General features: G+C 43.6%; 1 protein-coding gene. It reads right to left on the minus strand.

Annotation, left to right across the window (positions count from 1 at the left end; genetic code table 11):
• Positions 1-1,514, minus strand: a 1,514-nt coding sequence (locus QZ359_RS01000) for a UvrD-helicase domain-containing protein (RefSeq protein ID WP_293952035.1), incomplete at both ends; no start/stop codon positions are given.

Genomic DNA, 1,514 nt, shown 5'->3' on the forward strand with positions numbered 1-1,514 from the left:
GTGCTAGGGCATAGAGATTGGCCTGTCTAGCAGGACCATTTGGCAAAGCCCCCACATAATCATAATAAAAACGGTCGTTGTAAATCTTCCAAATCAAGTCATAGAGAGAGTGCGTTTTGGCATACAGGCGCCAAGAATCAAGAATAGTCATGAATTGCTTTAGTTTTTCAGCTAGAGCCGTGTGAATCAAGTTTTTCTGGCTTGTTACCTGTTTTTGAGCATTTACTAGTTTCTCATAGAGATTTTCGTGGACTTTATCCTCTGCTTTCTGAAGAGATAAACGTGCTAACTCGTCCTCATCAAAGCCAAACATTGGAGACTTCATAAGGGCGACCAAGGCATAGTCTTGCAGGGGATTGTGAATGACACGAAGGGTATCTAGCATGACTTGAACTTCTAGGGATTGGAGATAATTGTTTTGCTCTCCATCAGTTTTAACAGGAATCCCGTACTCAGACAGGGCAAGAAGAATCTGGTCATTACGACTGCGACTGGAGGTCAGAAGGGCAATTTCTTTAAAGGCAACACCTTTCTCTTGATGGAGTCTAAGGATTTCCTTGATGACTAAGCGCATCTCACCAGTTAGTTTCGTGTCTGCCTGCCCCTCTTCTTCCTCACCTGTGTCGTCCTTGTCGTAGAGGAAAAATTCAGCCTTGTTGTCTGGATTGGGAGTCAGTTTGGTATTGGCAAAAATAAGCTGGTGCATGTTATCATAGTTGATTTCGCCGACCTCTTGGTCCATGAGACGTTCAAAAACATCATTGGTTGCTGAAAGCACTTCTGAACTACTACGGAAATTTTCTTTAAGCAAAATCAGCTTGTCTTCTTGGGTATTTTGCGCATAGCGTTGGAACTTTTCATTGAAAATCTGCGGGTCTGCCTGACGGAAACGATAGATGGACTGCTTGATATCTCCTACCATAAAGCGATTGTGACCATTAGACAGCAATTCCAACATCCGTTCTTGAATGTGGTTGGTATCCTGATACTCATCGACCATGACTTCGTGGAAGCGATCCTGATAAGCCTCACGAACTTGCGGGAATTTCTCTAAAATCTCAATGGTGTAATGGCTGATATCAGCGAATTCAAAGGCATTTTCCTGGCGTTTTCTCTGACGATAAGCTTCCACAAAATCGCTCATGAAAGATTGGAAGGTTTTAGCTAGTTCCCAGGTGTCTTCATGATAACGTTCTTGATAGTCGAGAATGGTTATCTGGTCTGACAGTTGTCCTAGTTTAGCAAACTGGGCCTTTCTCTCTTCGTTGTAGGCATCGGCCAGTGGCTTCAAATCAGCCTTACGACTGGCATTCGTCAGAGCTCGACCATTTTTCTCCTTAGAGATGGCGACAACACGCGCAAGCACTGCCTGATAAGCCTGACCATCGGACTCCTGATTTAGGGAGCCAATTTCATCCAGAACTAACTGAACATTTTCTAAATAAGCAGCCTTTGCAAATTCCTTGGCATCATTATCCAGATGATAACGGAAAAAGCTTTCCAAATCCCAAAGG

This window comes from Streptococcus sp., from assembly GCF_019414905.1.
Lineage (GTDB): Bacteria > Bacillota > Bacilli > Lactobacillales > Streptococcaceae > Streptococcus.